At 65.9% G+C, this 19,202-nt stretch carries 15 protein-coding genes and 1 tRNA gene; 9 read left to right on the plus strand and 7 right to left on the minus strand.

What is annotated here, in order from left to right; translation table 11 throughout:
- Positions 1 to 153: 153 nt before the first annotated feature.
- The 3 genes from FFS09_RS30860 (at position 154) to FFS09_RS04990 (ending at position 7,046) form a co-directional block, all read left to right on the plus strand.
- A complete protein-coding gene (locus tag FFS09_RS30860; protein ID WP_137917749.1) occupies positions 154 to 438 on the plus strand; it encodes a hypothetical protein in 285 nt (94 codons plus the stop codon).
- A 64-nt stretch (positions 439 to 502) separates the two neighbouring features.
- Complete coding sequence (locus FFS09_RS04985; protein WP_137917750.1) at positions 503 to 4,195, plus strand: DUF748 domain-containing protein; 3,693 nt, start codon at positions 503 to 505, stop codon at positions 4,193 to 4,195.
- A 97-nt stretch (positions 4,196 to 4,292) separates the two neighbouring features.
- Positions 4,293 to 7,046 carry a DUF349 domain-containing protein gene (locus FFS09_RS04990; RefSeq protein ID WP_137917751.1) on the plus strand — a complete coding sequence of 918 codons (2,754 nt, stop codon included), beginning with the start codon at positions 4,293 to 4,295 and terminating at the stop codon, positions 7,044 to 7,046.
- Positions 7,047 to 7,141: 95 nt separating this feature from the next.
- On the opposite strand, the gene FFS09_RS04995 is transcribed toward FFS09_RS04990, so the two are convergent.
- From FFS09_RS04995 to FFS09_RS05020, 6 genes are all read right to left on the minus strand, one after another.
- The gene (locus FFS09_RS04995) at positions 7,142 to 7,999 is read right to left on the minus strand and encodes a M90 family metallopeptidase (RefSeq protein WP_137917752.1); all 858 of its coding nucleotides are present in this window, start codon (positions 7,997 to 7,999) and stop codon (positions 7,142 to 7,144) included.
- 14 nt (positions 8,000 to 8,013) lie between these two features.
- A complete protein-coding gene (locus tag FFS09_RS05000; protein ID WP_137917753.1) occupies positions 8,014 to 8,835 on the minus strand; it encodes a UDP-2,3-diacylglucosamine diphosphatase in 822 nt (273 codons plus the stop codon).
- 30 nt (positions 8,836 to 8,865) lie between these two features.
- Positions 8,866 to 9,372 carry a peptidylprolyl isomerase gene (locus FFS09_RS05005; protein ID WP_137917754.1) on the minus strand — a complete coding sequence of 169 codons (507 nt, stop codon included), beginning with the start codon at positions 9,370 to 9,372 and terminating at the stop codon, positions 8,866 to 8,868.
- A gap of 2 nt (positions 9,373 to 9,374) precedes the next feature.
- Positions 9,375 to 9,974, minus strand: a complete 600-nt coding sequence (locus FFS09_RS05010) for a peptidylprolyl isomerase (RefSeq protein WP_137917755.1) — start codon at positions 9,972 to 9,974, stop codon at positions 9,375 to 9,377.
- A complete protein-coding gene (locus tag FFS09_RS05015) occupies positions 9,974 to 11,314 on the minus strand; it encodes a L,D-transpeptidase family protein (protein ID WP_252374240.1) in 1,341 nt (446 codons plus the stop codon). The genes FFS09_RS05010 and FFS09_RS05015 overlap by 1 nt, the downstream gene beginning before the upstream one ends.
- A gap of 149 nt (positions 11,315 to 11,463) precedes the next feature.
- Positions 11,464 to 12,507, minus strand: a complete 1,044-nt coding sequence (locus FFS09_RS05020; RefSeq protein WP_502703718.1) for a tetratricopeptide repeat protein — start codon at positions 12,505 to 12,507, stop codon at positions 11,464 to 11,466.
- Between the two features lie 268 nt (positions 12,508 to 12,775).
- On the opposite strand from FFS09_RS05020, the gene cysS reads away from it, so the two are divergent.
- From cysS to FFS09_RS05050, 6 genes are all read left to right on the plus strand, one after another.
- On the plus strand, positions 12,776 to 14,155 hold the full coding sequence (gene cysS / locus FFS09_RS05025) for a cysteine--tRNA ligase (RefSeq protein ID WP_137917757.1): 1,380 nt from the start codon (positions 12,776 to 12,778) through the stop codon (positions 14,153 to 14,155).
- Entirely contained in the window at positions 14,155 to 14,805 is a 651-nt protein-coding gene (locus FFS09_RS05030) for a DNA-3-methyladenine glycosylase family protein (protein WP_137917758.1), read from the plus strand. Before cysS ends, FFS09_RS05030 begins: the two co-directional genes overlap by 1 nt.
- Before the next feature lie 52 nt (positions 14,806 to 14,857).
- Positions 14,858 to 15,844 carry an acetyl-CoA carboxylase carboxyltransferase subunit alpha gene (locus FFS09_RS05035; RefSeq protein ID WP_137917759.1) on the plus strand — a complete coding sequence of 329 codons (987 nt, stop codon included), beginning with the start codon at positions 14,858 to 14,860 and terminating at the stop codon, positions 15,842 to 15,844.
- Positions 15,845 to 16,049: 205 nt separating this feature from the next.
- On the plus strand, positions 16,050 to 16,988 hold the full coding sequence (gene tilS / locus FFS09_RS05040; RefSeq protein ID WP_171019882.1) for a tRNA lysidine(34) synthetase TilS: 939 nt from the start codon (positions 16,050 to 16,052) through the stop codon (positions 16,986 to 16,988).
- A 92-nt stretch (positions 16,989 to 17,080) separates the two neighbouring features.
- Positions 17,081 to 18,361 carry an aspartate kinase gene (locus tag FFS09_RS05045; RefSeq protein ID WP_137917761.1) on the plus strand — a complete coding sequence of 427 codons (1,281 nt, stop codon included), beginning with the start codon at positions 17,081 to 17,083 and terminating at the stop codon, positions 18,359 to 18,361.
- Between the two features lie 52 nt (positions 18,362 to 18,413).
- Positions 18,414 to 18,506 (plus strand) — tRNA-Ser (locus tag FFS09_RS05050).
- A gap of 42 nt (positions 18,507 to 18,548) precedes the next feature.
- On the opposite strand, the gene FFS09_RS05055 is transcribed toward FFS09_RS05050, so the two are convergent.
- A partial coding sequence (locus FFS09_RS05055) for an ISL3 family transposase (RefSeq protein ID WP_137917762.1) occupies positions 18,549 to 19,202 on the minus strand: 654 nt, incomplete at its 5' end.

The following is a 19,202-nucleotide window of genomic DNA, read 5'->3' on the forward strand; positions in this document are numbered from 1 at the left end:
TTATAACTCTTTTGGTTATTAAGAATGGCCCAAAAATGGCTTTGCTAGCGGTAACCGCTGTGGCGCCAAGGTGTTCTCGGCCGTGTGCCTTTGCCGACCGCTTGTCGGTTTTTGCCTACCTTTCATATTCCATGCCGTGATTTTCCCCGCCAAATGGCCATCGCCGGCGTGATTAAAAATCTCCATGAGCCAGGGGCGCTTGCCACCTTGTTCCGCGTCGACAAGGCGAGTAACCTGCAGTTGTCTGTCAGAAGACAGGCATCAGCCGACAACACGGGGAACCGCAAGTCGGCCACAAACGGGAGCAATCTCTTGCTTCCAGGCTGGAGAGACATCAAACTCCCTCCGCCAAAACTGACGGCAAGAGCTTTTTTGCCCGCCGTCAACCCCGGCAAGCTTTGCTTGCCGGGGTTTCTTTTTTTCCGGGCTTCAATATAGGTGCGCGTTCTCGCTGCCCCGAGTTCGACGACACTCCGGGGACAAGTTGGCAATCGACCGCACGATGAACGTTCTCCTCTCCAAACTGCCTCAAGCCCGATGGGCGCGGCGCCTTGTGTTGGCGCTTCTGTGTCTTCTTCTGTTGTGGCTGGTGGCCTGGTTGGGCATGCCGCCCTTGTTGAAATGGCAATTGGAGAAACAGGCGACGGCTGCTCTGGGCCGCAATGTGACGGTGGACCGGGTCGACTTCCGCCCCTGGTCGCTGGAAGTGGCCGTTGAAGGACTGAGTGTGGCCAACGCGGCTGGCGATGGTGAACAGTTTTCGGTGGGCCGCTTCTATGCCGACGCGGAGTTGCAGTCGTTGTTTCGCCTGGCGCCGGTGATTGACGCCCTGGTGCTGGAGCGGCCGCGCTTGAATGTTCGTCATTTGGGTGACGGGAAGTACGACATCGACGATGTGTTGCTGCGCCTGCGTCCGAAGGACGACGAGCCACCGTCCGATCCGACCCGTTTCGCCTTGTTCAACATCGCCCTCACGGATGGCGAGTTCGTGTTTGCCGATGACGCAGTGGGCGCGACGCACCAACTGCGAAAGCTGTCGATCGGCGTCCCCTTCCTGAGCAATCTTCCCTCGCGCAGCGAGGTGGTGACGGAGCCTCGGCTGGCTTTTGAGCTCAATGGCAGCGCGTTCGACTCGAAGGCCAGCACGACCCCGTTCGCCCAGACCCGCGAGACCGACGCCAGTGTGAACATTCCTGCGCTGGATCTGGCGCCTTACCTGCCGTATTGGCCGGCGGTCTGGCCCGTCAAGCCCGAAATGGGCGTGCTGCATCTGGCGCTCAACGTGGACTTCGAACAGCAGGACACACCGCGCCTTGCGCTCTCCGGCACGGCCGCACTCTCGAATCTGCGTGTGGTCGAGAAGCTGGGTGCTTCGGGCACAGCCGAACTTCTGAGCTGGGAGCGCCTGGACCTGGCATTGAATCGGGTGGAGCCGCTGGCAGGGCGGGTGGATCTGGCGTCCATTGAATTGAAGGCCCCCGTGGTGTCGATTTCGCGGGACGCCGCTGGCCTGCTCAATCTGCAGCGTGTGGCCAAAGCCTGGTCGGGTGAGTCGACCCAGGCCAAGCCCACGCCAGCGCCCGAAACATCCAAGGGGCCCTCCAACCCGGCCTGGAACGTGAGTGTGGCCCGGCTGGCGCTCGACGGCGGGACGGTGCGCTGGAGCGATGCGTCGGTGAAGCCGGCGGCACAGCTGGCGCTGGAGGCGCTGAGCGTTCAAGTTCAGGCGTTGGCCTGGCCCATGAAGGCGTCCGCGCCGTTCGAGGTGTCCGCGCGCCTGGGGCAAACGCCACTGACGCTCAAGGGGACCGCGACCGACGCAGAGGCAACCGCGCAGGTCGCCCTGGCCGAATTGCCTTTGTCGGCGTTTGCGCCTTATCTCGCCAGCGTGCTCGAACCTGAGCTTGTCGGGCAACTGGCCGCCGACATGCAGGTGGATTGGCGCGCTGCCCAAGGCGACCAGCCCATGGGGCTGAAGGTGAATGCAGCCCGCGTTGACCTGAACGAGGGGCGCCTGGGGCCCCCTCGCCAACCGTTGGCCAGTCTGAACAAGCTGAACGTGCAGAGCGTCCAGCTGGATCTCGCCGCGAACACCGTCATGGTGGGCAAAGTCGCGCTCACCCGACCGCAGGTGCGCGTGCAGCGGGACAAGGAGGGCCGCTGGATGGTCGACCGCTGGATGAAGAAGGCTTCCAGCGCACCCGCGTCCGCGCCGCCGCCGACGTCGGGGGAACCGTCCCCATGGAAACTGACGCTGGCCGATGTGCAGATCGACGGGGGTGCTGTTGCGCTCGAAGACCTCGCGACGTCGCGGCCTGTCCACCTCGATCTCAGCCAGATCAAGCTGCAGGTCAAAAACCTCCAGCCACTGGCTTCCGAGCAGCCGGACATGCCCCTGGCGCTGCAATTGCGCATGGGCGCGGCGAAGGGCAACCGGGCTGAGCCCGGGCGGCTCTCGCTCAACGGCACGCTGCGCTTGCCGGGTTCTGGCAAGCGCGATGCCGACAGCTTGCGCACCAAACTGTCGGTACAGGCCGATCGATTGCCCGTGCACGTGCTGGAACCCTATTTCGGCGACCGCCTGAACCTGGACCTGCTGCGCGCAGACACCAGCTACCGCGGCACGGTCGAGGCGGCTTTGCCGCCAGCGGGCTTGCGGCTGGCAGCGGCGGGCAATGTGGCGCTGGACGACTTTGCCGCCAACACCCTGTCGCCCGCCGAGGACCTGCTGGCATGGAAGTCCTTGCAGGTTCGTGGCCTGCAACTCGCCATGGCGCCTGGGCAGGTCACGCGGGTCGCGGTGGCCGAAACCGTGCTCAGCGACTACTTTGCCCGCCTCATCATCGACGAGACCGGCCGCATCAACCTGCAAGGCCTGGTGAAGCATGACGGTGAGGCGCCGGCAGCGGCGCCGAGCGCCGCTGCCGCACCGCCCGCCACGCCGCCTGTTGCCGCCGCCCCGCCGCCTTCCTCGGCTGCCACCGTGCCCAACCCGGACATCCGGTTCGGCCCCATCAGCCTGGTCAACGGACGCGTGCTGTTTTCCGATCGCTTCATCAAGCCGAACTATTCCGCCAACCTGAGCGAACTCACCGGCAGCCTGAGTGCCTTCGCCAGCGTGCCGCCGGGCGGCGCGCCGCAGATGGCCGACCTGACGATGCGCGGGCGTGCGGAGGGTACCGCCGCGCTGGAGATCGATGGCAAGCTCAACCCGCTGGCGCAACCGCTCGCGCTGGACATCCAGGCCCGTGTGCGCAACCTCGAATTGCCGCCGCTGTCGCCATACACGGTGAAGTACGCGGGTTACGGCATCGAACGCGGCAAGCTCAGCGTGGGCGTGGCTTACAAGATCGAGCCCAACGGCCAGCTCACGGCCAGCAACCAGATCGTTCTGAACCAGCTCAGCTTCGGGGACCGAGTGGCCGGCAGCGAAGCGCCCAACCTGCCGGTAAAGCTGGCGGTGGCCCTGCTGGCCGACCGCAACGGTGTGATCGACATCAACCTGCCGGTCAGCGGTTCGCTCAACGACCCGCAGTTCAAGCTGGCACCGCTGATCTTCCGGCTCATCTTCAACCTGATCGCCAAGGCCATCACCTCACCGTTCGCGTTGATCGGCAGCGCCTTCGGGGGCGGTGGCGAAGAGATGAGTCATGTCGCCTTCGACGCCGGCAGCAAGGACCTGGGCCCCGAGGGTCGGCAACGGCTGGACGCAGTGGCCAAGGCGCTGGCGGACCGCCCTGCGTTGCAGATCACGGTGGTGGGCCACAGCGATCTGGAGGCCGAGCGCAGCGGATTCCAGCGCGCCCGGCTCAACGAACGCGTGCTGGCCGAGAAGCGCCGCCAGCTCGCGCGCGATGGCGCATCCAACGTCAGCGAAACGCTCACGGTGACGCCCGCCGAATACCCGGCCTTGCTCAAAGAGGTCTACAAGCGCGCCGACATGCCCAAGCCGCGCAACGTGATTGGCCTTGCCAAGGACATCCCGCAGACCGAGATGGAAGCGCTGCTGCTGGCATCGATCCCCGTCACCGCCGACGCCATGCGCGAACTCGCGGTGGCGCGCGGTGTAACGGTCAAGGACTACCTGGCCAGCCGCCAGTTGCCCGAAGACCGTATGTTCCTGGGGGCGCCCCAACTCGGCAGCCAGGGCGAAAAATGGCGTCCGCAGGCCGAACTCAAGCTCGCACCGCGCTGAATACGGCCCATTACGTCCGCATGCCAACTGCGGCGACAATACGCGTCCGTCGCGCCGACGTGGCGCCGACACCCGAACCGATCCAGTTGCCTTCTTCATGTCGCTGTTTTCCCTGCGAAAAGCCCCGTCCTTGTCCAACGCTTCCGAACCTGCCGTGAACACGCCCACCTCTCCCAAGCCGGCCAGTCCGAATGCCGCACACCCCCTGGACACCGTGACCGGCGGTGCGTTTTCCGCTCCCACGTCGGGCGAACGCGCGGCGCGCATCCGCGAATGGCTGAACACCGAACCGCCGTTGGAGCAGATGAACGAGGTCTTCAAGGAGCTCTCGCACCGCGACCGCGGCGCGGCCAAGCCACTGAAGGAAAAGCTGGACGAGCTCAAGCGCCAGAAGTCGCAGGAACAGATGTCGGTGGAGTGGGCGCAGAAGGCGCAAGGCCTGATCGACCAGTCGCGCCTGAACCTGGCCGATGCCCTGGCCTGGCAGCGCGATGCGGCGCGAGCCGGCGCGCCGCTGTCGCGCGAGCCGCTGGCAGGCTTGCGCCAACGCCTGGCCGAGCGCGTCAAGGCAATCGAAGACCTGCAGCACCAGGTGCAGGTCGAGCGTGAGGCGGCGGTGCTGATCGCCCAGCGCATCGAGGTGTTGTCGACCAAGCCCTGGCGCGACGCGCAGCACATTGCCGAAACGCTGCGCGGCGACGTGGGCCAATGGCAGCAGCAGGCCAGCGCTCTGTCGCAAGACCCCCAATGGCCTAGCGTGGATGCGAAATTCCCGCCCATGCTTGATGCCTCGCGCCAGCAACTGCAACTGGTGTGGGAGGCCTTCGAAGCCGCGCTGGCGCAGACCGTGGCGGCCGATGCCGACGCGCAGGCGCCATTGCCCGCCGTGCCGGTATGGGCCGACGAGTTGCGCGCCGCGCGCGGCCAGGACGTGAGCGCGCCGGCCGAAAAGCCGGCGCAGGACACGCAGGCCCAACAAGAGAAGCGCGCCCGTGTGGCGGCAGACCTCGAGCAGGCCTTGACCGTGCTCGAGCGCGAACTCGCCGAAGGCCATGGCAAGGCCACGCCCAAGGCCGCGGCCGATGTGCGCGGGCTGCTCAAGAACCATGGCCGCCTGGTGCCCGCCGCGCTCGACGCGCGCGCCCAGGCCGCGCTGGCGCAGGCCGGCGAGCTCGAAGGTTGGCAGCGCTGGCGCGCCGACCAGTTGCGCGAAGAACTCGTGGCCAAGGCCGAAGCCTTGTTGCAGGCACCGGAAGGCCAACGCCTGGGTGGCCGCAAGATGCAGGAAACCCTGCGCAGCCTGCGTGATCAGTGGAAGGCCACCGACCAGGGCGGCCAACCCAACCACGCACTGTGGAAACGGTTTGACGAAGCCTGCACCGAAGCCCACAAGCTGGTCGAGGTGTGGCTGGTCCAGGTGCGCCAGCAGGGCGAAGCCCACAAGGCACAACGTCTGGCGATCATCGAGGAGCTCAAGGCCTGGACCTTGGCCCATGCGGAGAACAACGACTGGAAAACCCAGGTGCGCGAGCTGCATGCGTTCTCCGAGCGCTGGCGCGAAGCCGGTCACTTGAGCGAGAAGGCGTTTGCCGAGATCCAGCCGGTCTGGAAAGACGCCATGCACAAGGCGCACGAGCGTCTGGAAGGCGCGCAGGCACAGAGCACGGCACGCCGCAAGGCGCTGATCGAAGAAGCCTCGGCGCTCGGTGCGGCGCCCATGCTGCGCATCGACGCGGTGAAAGCCTTGCAGCAGCGCTGGCAGGCCGAAGCCCACGCCGTGCCCTTGGAGCGCAAGCACGAGCAGAAGCTGTGGGAAGCCTTCCGCCAGCCGATTGACGAGGCCTTCGCGCGCAAGAGCAGCGAACGGGAAAAAGCCGCCACCCAGATCAGCGCGCACGACCAGCGCGTGCTGGACGCATCGCGCGCGCTGGACGCCGCGAGCGCCAGTGGCGACGCCCAGCGCATCCGTGCGGCCATGAACGAGCTGGAGATGGCGCTGGCCGGCCAGGCGCGGGCGCCCGAGCCCACGCCTGCCGCTCCTTCCACGCCCGCGCCGGAGTCCGCGCCGGCTGTGGCCGAAGAAGCTGCCGCCGAGCCCGAGTCGGCCACCGGTGCTGACGCGCCGGCCGAAGATCCCAGTGCAGAAGCAGAACCCGCTGCCGCGCCCGCCAAACCGGCCGCTGCCCCGAAAAAGGTGGTGGCCGTGCGTGGTGACGATCGCCCGGGGATGAAGAAGGCCGAACCGGCCGGTCGCGATGGCCGCCGCGGCGACCGCCCCGATGGCCGGCGCGACGGCGCACCGGGTCGCCCCGACGCGCGTGGTGGCCGAGGAGACGCCCGTGGCGGCCCAGGCGGTGCACCGTCCTGGCGCGAGGAGCGCGAGCCACGCGGCCCGCGCCTGGGCGATACGGCGTTCCGTGCCCAGCGCCAGGCCATCGAGGCGGCGCAGGCCAGCTTGCGCAAGCTCGCGGCCCAGGCGCACGGCGAAGTGCTGACGCAGCTCATGACCGCCTGGCAGCAACGCGATGCGGAACAACTGCCGACCGTGCAAGCGCTGGGTGGGCGGGTGAATACCGCGAACCGCGCGGCCTGGTCATCCGCCTTGTCCAAGCCCGTGGCGCCGCTGTCGGGCGAAACCGTGTTGCGGCTTGAAATGGCCGCGGACGTGCCCACGCCGGCCGAACACCTGAGCGAGCGCCGCATGCTGCAATTGCAGTTGCTCACGCGCCGCCATGCGGCCGCACCGGCCGACACCTGGGTGGAAGACGTGGCGGCGGTGCTGGGTTCCAGCCACGACGCGGCGGTCGAACGTCGCCTGCAGAACGCGCTCAAGGCGTTGCTGAAACGCTGAAGTTCGAGGGGCGCAGACCAAGCTGCGCACATCCGATAGAAACCGTTCGCGCTGGCTCAGCTCGAACGGTTTTGTGCTTTGAAGGCCGACGGATTTCAGCGCCTGGCGCGCTCGGGATCGAAGAAGCCGTCGTACAGCGGCATGAGTTCGGGAAACTCGATCTCGAACCGCGCACGGTTGACGAAATAGGCCTCGCAGGTCACGGCGAAGAATTCGGCCGCGTCGTTGGCGGCGTAGTCGTCGAGCCAGGGCACGTCGCCGCCAAAACGCTCCGCCATCGCCACCGCTTCGCAGAAGCGGTCGTAGCTGGTCTGCATGGTCCGGCGCCAGAGGTCGCGCGCCGCAGCCCCGCTGTTCGTGCCCATGAAGCCCGAGGGCAAGGGCGGAGCGCCATCGGGGACGTCCCCCAACCGCATGCCGTGCATGTCGAGCTTGTGCACGAATTCGTGGATCACCACGTTGTGGCCGTGCTGCGCGCGTTCGCCGGCGTTGGCCACGTCTTCCCAGCTGAGCATGAGGGGTCCACGGTCCATGGCTTCACCGGCGAGCACCTCGTCGTAGTGGTGCACCACGCCCGCACCATCGGTGGTCTTGCGCCGCGCCACCACGGCGCCGGGTTGCACCACGATACCGACGAAATCGCCGTACCAGTCCAGCAGCCTGAGGGGATCGCGCACCGGCTCGCCGGACACGCCGTGCATGTGCAGCAAGGGCAGGCAGGCCTGGGCGGCGATGGCCAAGGCCATGGCGTCCGTCAGTGCCAAGCCATTGGCGCCATGGAATTCCTTCTCCATCAGGAAGTGTGTGCACAGCAGACGCAGGCGTTGTTGTGCGTCCGTGTCGAGCGCTGCCAGGAACGGGTGTTCCAACAGTGTCTGGCGCCATAACGCGTCGGGGATGGGTTGAGGGCGGCGCAGTGAGCGGGGCAGCCAGCGCTGGAGCCAATGGATCATGGCGCGAGGGTGACTCAGGATGCGAGCGGTAGGCGGCGCAGGCCTTGCGCATCCAGTCGAAGCACCTCGGCTCGGGGCGGGGTTGCACTCAGGTCCCAGTCGCTGAGCACCACGCGTTGCAAGCCGTCGTCGCCGAGGGCGTGGGCCGCCGGGCGGTGCGTGTGGCCGTGGATCAGCGTGTGCGCCTGGGCTTGCTGCAGCCAGTCGCGAGCGGCGTCGGTGTCCACGTCGGCCCAGAGGCTCTGGTCGTGGCCCGTGCTGCGCTTGCGTGCCTCGCTCTGTGCGCGCATGTCGCGCGCGATGCCTTCGCGTTGCGCCAGGGGCTGCGCCAGGAAATCGCGTTGCCATTCTGGCGTGCGCACCTGAGCGCGAAAACGCATGTAGTCGGTATCGGCCAGGCAGAGTTCGTCGCCATGGCTGAGCAACCAGCGCTGGCCCTGGAAGGTCAGCACGGTGGGGTCCGCCAGCCCTTGCATGCCACACGCGGCGAGGGCGGCCGGGCCGAGCAGGAAGTCGCGGTTGCCGTGCAGAAAATACACCCGCGTGTGGGTGCTGAACGTGTGCAGCGCCGAGGCGCAGGCGCGCCAGAACATCGGATCGGCGGAGGTGGACGCATGGGCCGAGAGCACGTCGTCGCCGATCCACACCTCGAACAGGTCGCCGAGGATGAACAGCGCGTCGCCGCGTTGCGGTTTGGGGCTGCGCAAATAGCGCGCCAAGGCCTCGAAGGTCTCGGGCTCACCGGCCTGCAGGTGCAGGTCGGAAATGAAATCGACCGCTTGCCAACCCGCGGGAGCGATGAGGCGGGCGAAGCGGTCGATGGGGGTGGCGGGCATGGAGAGCAGGGGCGCATGCGCCCCCGGCCATTACAGCGCGACGGCCTTTTCGATCACGACGTCGTCCTTCGGCACGTCGTCATGGAAGCCCTTGCGGCCGGTGGGCAGGCCTTCGATCTTCTTGACGATCTCGGCACCCGAGACCACCTTGCCGAAGACGGCGTAGCCCCAGCCTTGAGCGCTGGGCGCCGTGTGGTTGAGGAAGCCGTTGTTCGACACGTTGATGAAGAACTGTGCGGTGGCCGAGTGCGGGTCGCTCGTGCGGGCCATGGCCACGGTGTAGGTGTCGTTCTTCAGGCCGTTGTTGGCCTCGTTGTTGATCGGGGCATCAGTGGGCTTTTGCGTCATGCCCGGCTCGAAGCCGCCGCCTTGCACCATGAAGCCCGGAATGACGCGGTGAAACACGGTGTTGTTGTAGTGGCCTTTGTTGACGTAGGCCAGGAAGTTGTTGGTGGACAGCGGCGCTTTTTCTGCGTCGAGTTCCAGCGTGATCACACCGTGACCGGTGATGTGCAGTTCTACTTTCGGGTTGGCCATGTTCATTTCTCCAGAGTGGCTTTGAGGATGGTGATGGGGGTTTTGGGCACGTTCTGATGCATGCCCTGATCGCCGACGGGCGTTGCTCTGATCTTGTCCAGGATATCCAGTCCGGAGACGACCTTGCCGAACACGGTGTAGCCGTATCCATCGGGATTCGGCGCGTTCAGGTTGGCGTTGTTCACGGTGTTGATGAAGAACTGGGACGTGGCCGAGTTCGGGTTCGAGGTGCGCGCCATGGCGATGGCGCCACGGTCGTTCTTCAGCCCGTTGTTGGCTTCCAGGGGCACGGGTGGCCGGGTGGGCTTCTGCTTGAGATCGGCGGTGAAGCCGCCGCCTTGCACCATGAAGTCGCTGATGACGCGGTGGAACACGGTGCCTTCGTAGTGCTTGTCCTGCACGTATTGCAGGAAGTTCTCGACCGTCTTCGGGGCCTTGTCGGGATAGACCTCGACCACGATGTCACCCGCGGAGGTGGTGAGCTTCACGCGCGGTGCGGCAGCCTGCGCGCTGGCGCTCAAGGGGAGCAGGGCAGCGCTGGTGGCCACGGCCAGGAACAAGGCCATCGCGCGGCGGCGCGAGGGGAGGGCAAACCATGTCATCAGATGATTCCTTCAAAAAAGATCGACCAGCGGTCTTGCTCGCGCACCCAGTACTGGCGCTTGGTGACGCCACGGCTCTGGCCCGCGGCAACTTCGCCGAAGGTGACGACCATGGTGTCTTCCTGGTCTTGCCAACGCAAGACAGACAGGTCCTTGATGTGGAGTCCGCGCGTTTTGCTGGTGCGCAGCTCGTCCTCGACGCGTGGCCACCATTGGGCCAGGTCGCGTCCCTGGCTCGCGAAGCGGCTGGCGTAGAAGCCCTTGAGTTCGGCCAGATTGCCTTCGCTGCGCGCGCGGCGCCAGGCGTCGAGCACGGCTTCGAACTGTTCGCGTTCGCCCGCCAGCGCGTCGGGCTGCACCCACTGCAAGGAAGGTGCGATCACCACGGGGGTGGTGCGAATGCGCACCGTGGCCAGCACACGCTCCAGGTCGGGGTTGGACAGCACCACACAACCGTCGGACGCTTGTGGTGCGCGCACGAACTGGTCGCTCGGCGTGCCGTGCAGCCAGATGCCGCTGCCGGTTTTGCCGCGCTGCACGTCGAGCGGATTGGGGTAGTTGATGGGCAGGGCGCCCACACCATACAGATCGGGCAGATCGGCCGGATTGAGGTTGCTGGTGATGTAGTAGACGCCCAGGGGCGTGCGCTTGTCGCCCTCGATGGCTTTCTCGATGCCCGAGAGGCCGACCGAGATGTAGAAGTCGGCCAGCAGCTTGAGCCGCGGTGCACGGTCCCCATCGCTGGCGCCGCGCTCCGGGTTCAGGTTCTCGAACAGGTACAGGCGGGAGCGGGATGCATCGATCGCGATCGCGTGGCGGCTTTGCGGCGACAGCGTGAGGAACTGCGTGGGCACGCTGCCTTCAGGCGGGCGCTCGGTCAGCGCCTGCAGCCGTCGGCGCGACTCTTCGCGCAAGGCGGAGAGCTGTGTGGGCGCGGCCATGGCCTTGGTGTCCGGCACGTCGCCCAACTGGCGCAAGGGGCGGGTCTGCAGGCTGAGCAGGTCGCCCAGCACCAGCTGCGCCAGTTGAAAGTTGGGATGCTCGCGCACCAGCGCCTCGGCTTGCTGCAAGGCTTCGCGGTGGCGGGTATCGCCAATGAGGCGGTAGATCTCGATCAGACGAGCTTCGGCCCGGCCCATCTGGGTGCGGGAGCCTTCAAGCTGTTCGGCCGTGAGGCGCACCGCCGTCAGACCGGAGGGCGGGGTGGCAGCGTTCGTGAGGCTGCGCGCCGCGTCTTTCACATGGGCCGCGGCGCTGGTGATCAACGTGGAGGAGACCGACTTGGCTGCGGGCTCCATGGACGCTTCAGGCTGGTTGGCCGGTGCATGCAGGAGCGACATGGCAACGAGCGCTGCCACCGCAACCACTGCCACAGCCATGCGGAGCCGATGGCGTGAAGTGGCGGCGCGTTGACTCACGCCCGCCGCCGGCCCCAGCAGCTCGGTCGTGAGGCTTGCATGGCCTCGCTGAGCGAACCGCCGACTGCCCATCAAGAACCCGTGGATTCCCGAACGATCAGCCAGCGCTTGCCGCTCTTGACCAGATCCAGTGTCTTGCGGCTCGTGACGTTGAGCGTGTCGGAGGTATAGGCCTGGCGAAAGCGCGCGGTGGCCTTGTCGCCATTGACGGAGATGTTCAGTTCGCTGATGTCCACGCCGATGCGCGAACGCGGCTCGATGCGCGCACGACGCTCGGCTTCCCAGGCCGCGCGGGCCAGGCCACCGGGTGGCTTGAAGGCCGGACCGTACGCGCCCAGATAGGCCGACACGTTCCTGGACGACCACGCCTGGGCCCAGGCCGCGAGCGCGGCTTCGACATCGCGTTCGGTGTCGGCGTCTGCGGCAACCGCGGCAGCGGCAGGCGCTGCTGCCGGCTTGGTGGCCGCAGGTGCGGTGGCTGCAGGTGCGGTGGCTGCAGGTGCGGCCGGGGCCGCCACATTGGTGGCCGCTGCCGGGCGCGCGCCGCGGACGTCGGTCGCAAACAGGCTGCGGATCAGGCTGAGCTTGGGCGGCACGCCCTGGTTGCCCGAGTCGAGCTGCAAGGCCTTGCTGTAGGCCTGGCTGGCCAGCTTTGCATACACGTCGCCCAGGTTCTCATGGGCCGTGGCATAGCTCGGATTGGTGCGGATCGCCATTTCGAGCGCGGCACGCGCCTTGTCGAACTGGCTTTGTCCGGCATAGAGCACGGCCAGGTTGTTGTAGGGCTCGGGCAGCTCGGGGAAATCCTCGGTGAGCTTGGTGAAGGTGGCGATCGCGTCGGTGGTCTTGCCGCTCTCGGTCTGCACCACGCCCTTGATGAAGCGCATCTGCGGGTCGCGCGGTTTGCCGGCCAGGTACTGGTCGGCCTTGGTCAAGGCTTCACCGAGCTGGCCCGCACGCACCAGGCGGTTGACTTCCGCGTAGTCGTCCCCTTGTGCCCACGCCAAGGTACCGCCCAAGCTGAACGCAACCACAGCCGTCAAGGCCCATCGACTGGCGCGCCGGGACAGGGAGGTGGAGACAGAAAGGCTGTTGAGGCTGGCTTGTGAATTCACGGGGTGGAACATGGGACCTCGGAAGCGAGCCTGGGCATCGTATGGGATGGAGCCAGTGGTGCGTTGATCGGAAGACCGAAGGCATGCACAGGCACGCCGTCGGGCTGGATATACTGGCGAATTGTATCTGAGGGGTCCAGTTCCTACGGCCGCGACAGACCGCATGGAACACCCGCAGGGCCCTCTGCGTGAAGGGTGTCGTTGGCGGTTCGTTGAAGCCGGTTTTCTGCCCCTGAAATGTCGCTTTGAATCCCGTGCTCGCCGCTCCATGACCCTGAAAATCTACAACACCTTGTCGCGACGGCTGGACGACTTCCAGCCCCTGGAGCCCGGCCACGTGCGCATGTACGTCTGCGGCATGACGATCTACGACCTCTGCCACATCGGCCACGCCCGCATGATGATGGCGTTCGACGTCGTGCAGCGCTGGCTCAAGGTCAGCGGCTACCGCGTGACCTATGTGCGCAACATCACCGACATCGACGACAAGATCATCAAGCGCGCGCTCGAACGCGGCATCACGCTGCGCGCCCTGACCGACGAAATGACGGCCGCGATGCACCAGGACATCGGTGCGCTCGGCATCCAGCCGCCGACCCTGGAGCCGCGCGCCACCGAATACGTGCCGCAGATGCTCTCGCTGATCGAGACCTTGCAGCACAAGGGTCTGGCTTACCAGGCGGACAACGGCGACGTGAACTTCGCCGTGCGCAAGTTCGATGGCTACGGCAAGCTGTCGGGCAAGTCGCTCGACGACCTGCGCGCGGGTGAACGGGTGGCGGTGGCCAGCGACAAGAACGACCCGCTGGACTTCGTGCTCTGGAAATCGGCCAAGCCCGAGGAGCCCGCCGAAGCCAAGTGGGACAGCGCCTATGGTGCGGGCCGCCCGGGTTGGCACATCGAATGCTCGGCCATGAGCTGCAGCACGTTGGGCGAGACCTTCGATATCCACGGCGGCGGTGCCGACCTGCAGTTCCCGCACCACGAGAACGAGATCGCCCAGAGCGAAGGCGCCACCGGCAAGCCGCTGGCGCGCTTCTGGGTGCACAACGGCTTTGTGCGCGTGGACAACGAAAAGATGTCCAAGAGCCTGGGCAATTTCTTCACCATCCGCGAGGTGCTGGCGAAGTACGACCCCGAGACCGTGCGCTTCTTCATCCTGCGAGCCCACTACCGCAGCGCGCTCAACTACAGCGATGCGCACCTGGACGACGCGCGTGGCGCGCTCAAGCGCCTGTACACCGCCTTGACCCAGGTGCCGCCTGCGCCTGTCGATGTGATCGACTGGAACCAGCCGCACGCGCAGCGCTTTCGCGCCGCGATGGACGAAGACTTCGGCACGCCCGAAGCGGTGGCGGTGCTGTTCGAACTCGCGGGTGAAGTCAATCGCAGCAAGGACGCGGCCACGGCCGGCTTGCTGCGCGCGCTTGGGGGGACGTTGGGGCTGCTGCAGGTGGATCCGCAGGCCTACCTTCAAGGTGGCGCCGACCAAGGCAATGGCGCTGATATCGAGGCACTGATCGCTCAGCGCAATGCCGCGAAGCAAGCCAGGAATTTTGCCGAGGCCGACCGCATCCGCAAGGAACTGCTGGAGCAAGGCATCGTGCTCAAGGACAGCCCCACCGGCACCACCTGGGAGCGCAACTGATGCCCAACTCCGTTTTGCCCGAGCTCGGTCCTGACGCGCCCGAGTATTGGATCGACGCGTGCCGCCACCTCATGAAGCGCGACCGCGTCATGAAGAAACTCATTCCGCAGTACGGTGGCGCTTGCCTGCAGTCGCGCGGCGATGCCTTCGTTACCCTGGCGCGCAGCATCGTGGGCCAGCAGATCTCGGTGAAGGCGGCGCAGTCGGTGTGGGACCGTTTCGAGAAGCTGCCGAGAAAGTTGACACCCGCGCAGGTGCTCAAACTCAAGGTCGACGACATGCGCGCGGCTGGTTTGTCGGCGCGCAAGGTCGAGTACCTTGTCGACCTCGCGCTGCACTTCGCCAACGACCAGGTGCACGTGAGTTCCTGGGCCGAGATGGACGACGAAGCCATCATTGGCGAGCTGGTGGCCATTCGCGGCATCGGCCGATGGACGGCGGAAATGTTCCTGATCTTTCATCTGATGCGGCCGAACGTACTACCGCTGGACGACCTTGGTCTTCAGAATGGCATCAGCCACGCCTATTTTTCGGGCGAGCCCGTCAGCCGCAGCGAAATCCGCGAAGTGGCCACCACCTGGGCACCCTTTTGCAGCGTGGCGACTTGGTATATTTGGCGATCGCTCGACCCGCTGCCGGTGAGTTATTGAGCGCACCGGTTTTCACCGGCGCGTCGTGCAAACAAGACCAAAGGAGCACACCTTGGCCAAAAAGAATTTTCTCGACTTCGAGCAGCCCATTGCCGAACTCGAAACCAAGATCGAAGAACTGCGCTACGTGCAGACGGAATCCGCGGTCGACATCTCCGAAGAGATCGAACAGCTGGCAGGCAAGAGCCTGCAGTTGACCAAGGACATCTACAGCAGCCTCACGCCCTGGCAGATCACCAAGATCGCGCGCCACACCGACCGGCCCTACACGCTGGACTACGTGCGCGAAATCTTCACGCACTTCGTGGAACTGCATGGTGACCGCCATTTCTCCGACGACCTGAGCATCGTGGGTGGCCTGGCCCGCTTCAACGGCCAGCCCTGCATGGTGCTGGGGCAACAGAAGGGGCGTGACACGAAAGAGCGCGGCCTGCGCAACTTCGGCATGACCAAGCCCGAGGGCTACCGCAAGGCCTTGCGGCTGATGAAGCTGGCGGAAAAATTCAAGCTGCCGGTCTTCACCTTCGTCGACACGCCGGGCGCCTATCCCGGCATCGATGCCGAAGAGCGTGGCCAGTCCGAAGCCATTGGCCGCAACATCTTCGAGATGGCGCAACTGGAAGTGCCCATCATCACCACCATCATCGGTGAAGGTGGCTCGGGCGGCGCGCTGGCCATTGCGGTGGCCGACCAGGTGCTCATGCTGCAGTACTCGGTGTACTCGGTCATCAGCCCTGAAGGTTGCGCCTCCATTCTCTGGAAAACCAGCGACCGCGCGAGCGATGCGGCAGAGGAACTGGGCATCACCGCGCACCGCCTCAAGGCGCTGGGCCTGGTCGACAAGATCGTCAACGAGCCCGTGGGCGGTGCGCACCGCGACCACAAGCAGATGGCCGCCTTCCTCAAGCGCGCCCTGGGCGACGCCTGGCGCCAGGTGGCGGATCTCAAGGTCAAGGAACTGGTCGATCGGCGTTACGGGCGCCTGAACAGCTACGGCCGCTTCACCGACACCAAGGCCGACAGCAAGGACAAGCGCTGAGAAGGCATGAACGAGTCCGCCATGCCCGCTCATCCTGCCCCAACACGCCCACTCGGCGTTGCAAATGCGCGCCGTAGCCCGAGCTACGGCTGTGCTTTGCGCCTTGATTGGGCGCGTTTGGACAGGCTGCTCGGCCACGCCGGATTCATTCATACCTTCTGAGGTGAACGCCTCCCCAACCCCGGCCAACCCCTGCGAGCAGGCGTTGGCTGCGTGGTGTGGTCGTGGGGGCTTTCTTCAGATCACGGCGCCCATCTCGGTGGCCTACAGTGCGGGCGCCGATTCCACGGCCTTGTTGCTCGCCGCGCACCAGCGCTGGCCGGGCCAGGTGACCGCGCTGCACGTGCACCATGGCCTGCAGGCCGCGGCCGATCATTTCGAAACCCATGCCAAAGCGTTTTGTGCGCTGCATGGCATCGCCTTGCGTGTTGAACGCGTGCAGGCGGCGCACGCGGCCGGCGAGAGTCCGGAGGACGCGGCCCGGCAGGCCCGCTACACCGCCTTGGCGCGCATGGCCGAACAGGCTGGCGCAGCCTGCGTGCTGCTGGGCCAGCACGCCGACGACCAGGCCGAAACCGTGCTGCTGGCGCTCAGCCGTGGCGCGGGGCTGCCGGGGCTGGCTGCGATGGCCGAGCGTTTCGAGCGGCATGGCATGGTGTTCGGCCGGCCTTTGCTGGCGTTGCCCTCCGCCGCTTTGCGCGGCTGGTTGTCGTCCGCAGGGCATGCGTTCGTGGACGACCCGAGCAATACCGACCAGCGTTACACCCGCAACCGCATCCGGGCCGTGCTAGTGCCTGCGTGGGAAACCTCTTTCCCGGGCTTCAGGCCCATGCTGGCGCGCAGTGCGGCCCACGCCGCGCAAGCGCAGCGCCTGCTCGATGAACTGGCCGGTGTGGATCTGGCGCAGGTGGGCACGCCGCCGGCCATCGCCGCGCTGCAATTGCTCTCGCGCGATCGCCAGGCCAACGTCGTGCGCCACTGGCTGCGTGCGCAGGCGAACCTGGCGGCCAGCGCGGCCCAACTGGACGAGCTGCTCGATCAGGTCGCGGCCTGCACCACGCGTGGCCACCGCATCCATCTCAAGATCGCCAGCGGCTTCGTCACGCGCGAGGGTGGCCGCCTGCATTTCACACCGCCGATATAATTCGCGGTTGCCCAGAGGGGGCTGACAAGCCCTGGCACGCCGCGCAGTCAGCCCGTTGCGCGGTCGCAATCAACCCAATCCAATCCCTCCCGATGGCCTTGATAGTTCACAAGTACGGCGGCACCTCCATGGGGTCGACCGAGCGCATCCGCAACGTGGCCAAACGCGTGGCCAAATGGCACCGCGCAGGCCACCAGCTCGTGGTGGTGCCCAGCGCCATGAGCGGCGAAACCAACCGCCTGCTCGGCCTGGCCAAAGAACTGGCGCCGAGCAAGGCCGACAGCGCCTACAACCGCGAGCTCGACATGCTCGCCGCCACCGGCGAGCAGGCCTCGTCCGCGCTGCTGGCGATTGCGCTGCAGGCCGAGGGCATTGGCTCGGTGAGCTACGCCGGCTGGCAAGTGCCCATCAAGACCAACAATTCCTACACCAAAGCCCGCATCGAATCGATCGACGATGTGCGTGTGCGCGCCGACCTGGGCGCGGGCAAGGTGGTCATCGTCACCGGCTTCCAGGGCGTGGACCCCGAAGGCCACATCACCACGCTGGGCCGTGGCGGCAGCGACACCTCGGCCGTGGCCGTGGCCGCCGCACTCAAGGCGGCCGAGTGCCTGATCTACACCGACGTGGATGGCGTCTACACGACCGACCCGCGCGTCGTGCCCGAAGCGCGCCGCCTGGAGCGCGTGAGCTTTGAAGAGATGCTGGAAATGGCCAGCATGGGCAGCAAGGTGCTGCAGATCCGCTCGGTCGAATTCGCCGGCAAGTACAAGGTGCCCCTGCGCGTGCTCTCCAGCTTCACGCCCTGGGACATCGACCTGAATGAAGAAGCCGCCTCCGGCACCCTGATCACTTTTGAGGAAGACGAAGACATGGAACAAGCCGTCGTTTCCGGCATTGCTTTCAACCGCGATGAAGCCAAGATTTCGGTGCTCGGCGTGCCCGACACCCCCGGCATCGCCTACCAGATCCTGGGCGCGGTGGCCGATGCCAACATCGAGGTCGATGTGATCATCCAGAACCTGAGCAAGGACGGCAAGACCGACTTCAGCTTCACGGTGCACCGCAACGATTTCCAGAAGACGCTGGACCTGCTCAAGACCAAGGTTGTGCCCGCGCTGGGTGCCGCCGAGGTGGTGGGCGATGCGCGCATCTGCAAGGTGAGCATCGTCGGCATCGGCATGCGCAGCCATGTGGGCGTGGCCAGCCGCATGTTCAAGTGCCTGAGCCTGGAAGGCATCAACATCCAGATGATCTCCACGTCCGAGATCAAGACCTCGGTGGTGATCGACGAGAAGTACATGGAACTCGCCGTGCGTTCGCTGCACCGCGAATTCGACCTCGATCGGACCGACGACACCATCGCCGGCTGAGGGTTTCCTCAGCGGGAATGCCCCATCAGTTGAGGCATAATACGCAGCTTCCGGAGCGATGACCGAGTGGCCGAAGGTGCTCCCCTGCTAAGGGAGTATGGGGTGTAGAGCCTCATCGAGGGTTCGAATCCCTCTCGCTCCGCCAAATTGAAAAGCCCCCGCAGTGATGCGGGGGCTTTTTTCTGGTTCATCGAGGAATACCGGGGAAGGCGGCCCGGATCTTGAGGAAGAAGTACTCCTCATCGCGGTAGCCATAGGCTCGGCGCTTGATGACCTTGATGGTGTTGTTGATGCCCTCGACCACGCTGGTGTTGAGCGGGTGACGGCAGCGCGCCAGGATGCCGTGCCAATAGCCCTGCAGGCGCTTGGCGAAGAGCTGCAAGGCGGGGATGGCGCTTTGCTCGGCTTGCTCGCACCATTGTTCCCAGGCTCGGGTAGCCCACGCGGGCTTGCGGTAGAACCACAGCCGTTTGAGTTCGTCGCGCAACAGGTACACGCACAGCAGCGGCTCATTGGCGGCCAGCAGCTCTTGCAGCCGCACCGACTGCTCGGGCGCCAGATTGGTGTGATTACGCAGCAGCAGCCAGCGGCTGGACTTCAAGACCCGCCGAGCAGGCCGGTCATGGCGCAGCCGATTGGCCTGATCCACCCGCACACGGTCGATCACCTCCCGCCCGTACTTGGCCACGACATGGAACAGGTCGTACACCACCTCGGCCTGGGGGCAGTGCGCCTTGATCTCCAGTTCGTAGGCCGTCGTCATGTCGATGGCCACGGCTTCGATGCGCTGGGCCACGCCCACGGGCAACTGCTCAAAGAAGGCCCGCGCCGTCTCGCGTGA

It is taken from the genome of Hydrogenophaga sp. 2FB, assembly GCF_005503365.1.
GTDB lineage: Bacteria > Pseudomonadota > Gammaproteobacteria > Burkholderiales > Burkholderiaceae_C > Hydrogenophaga.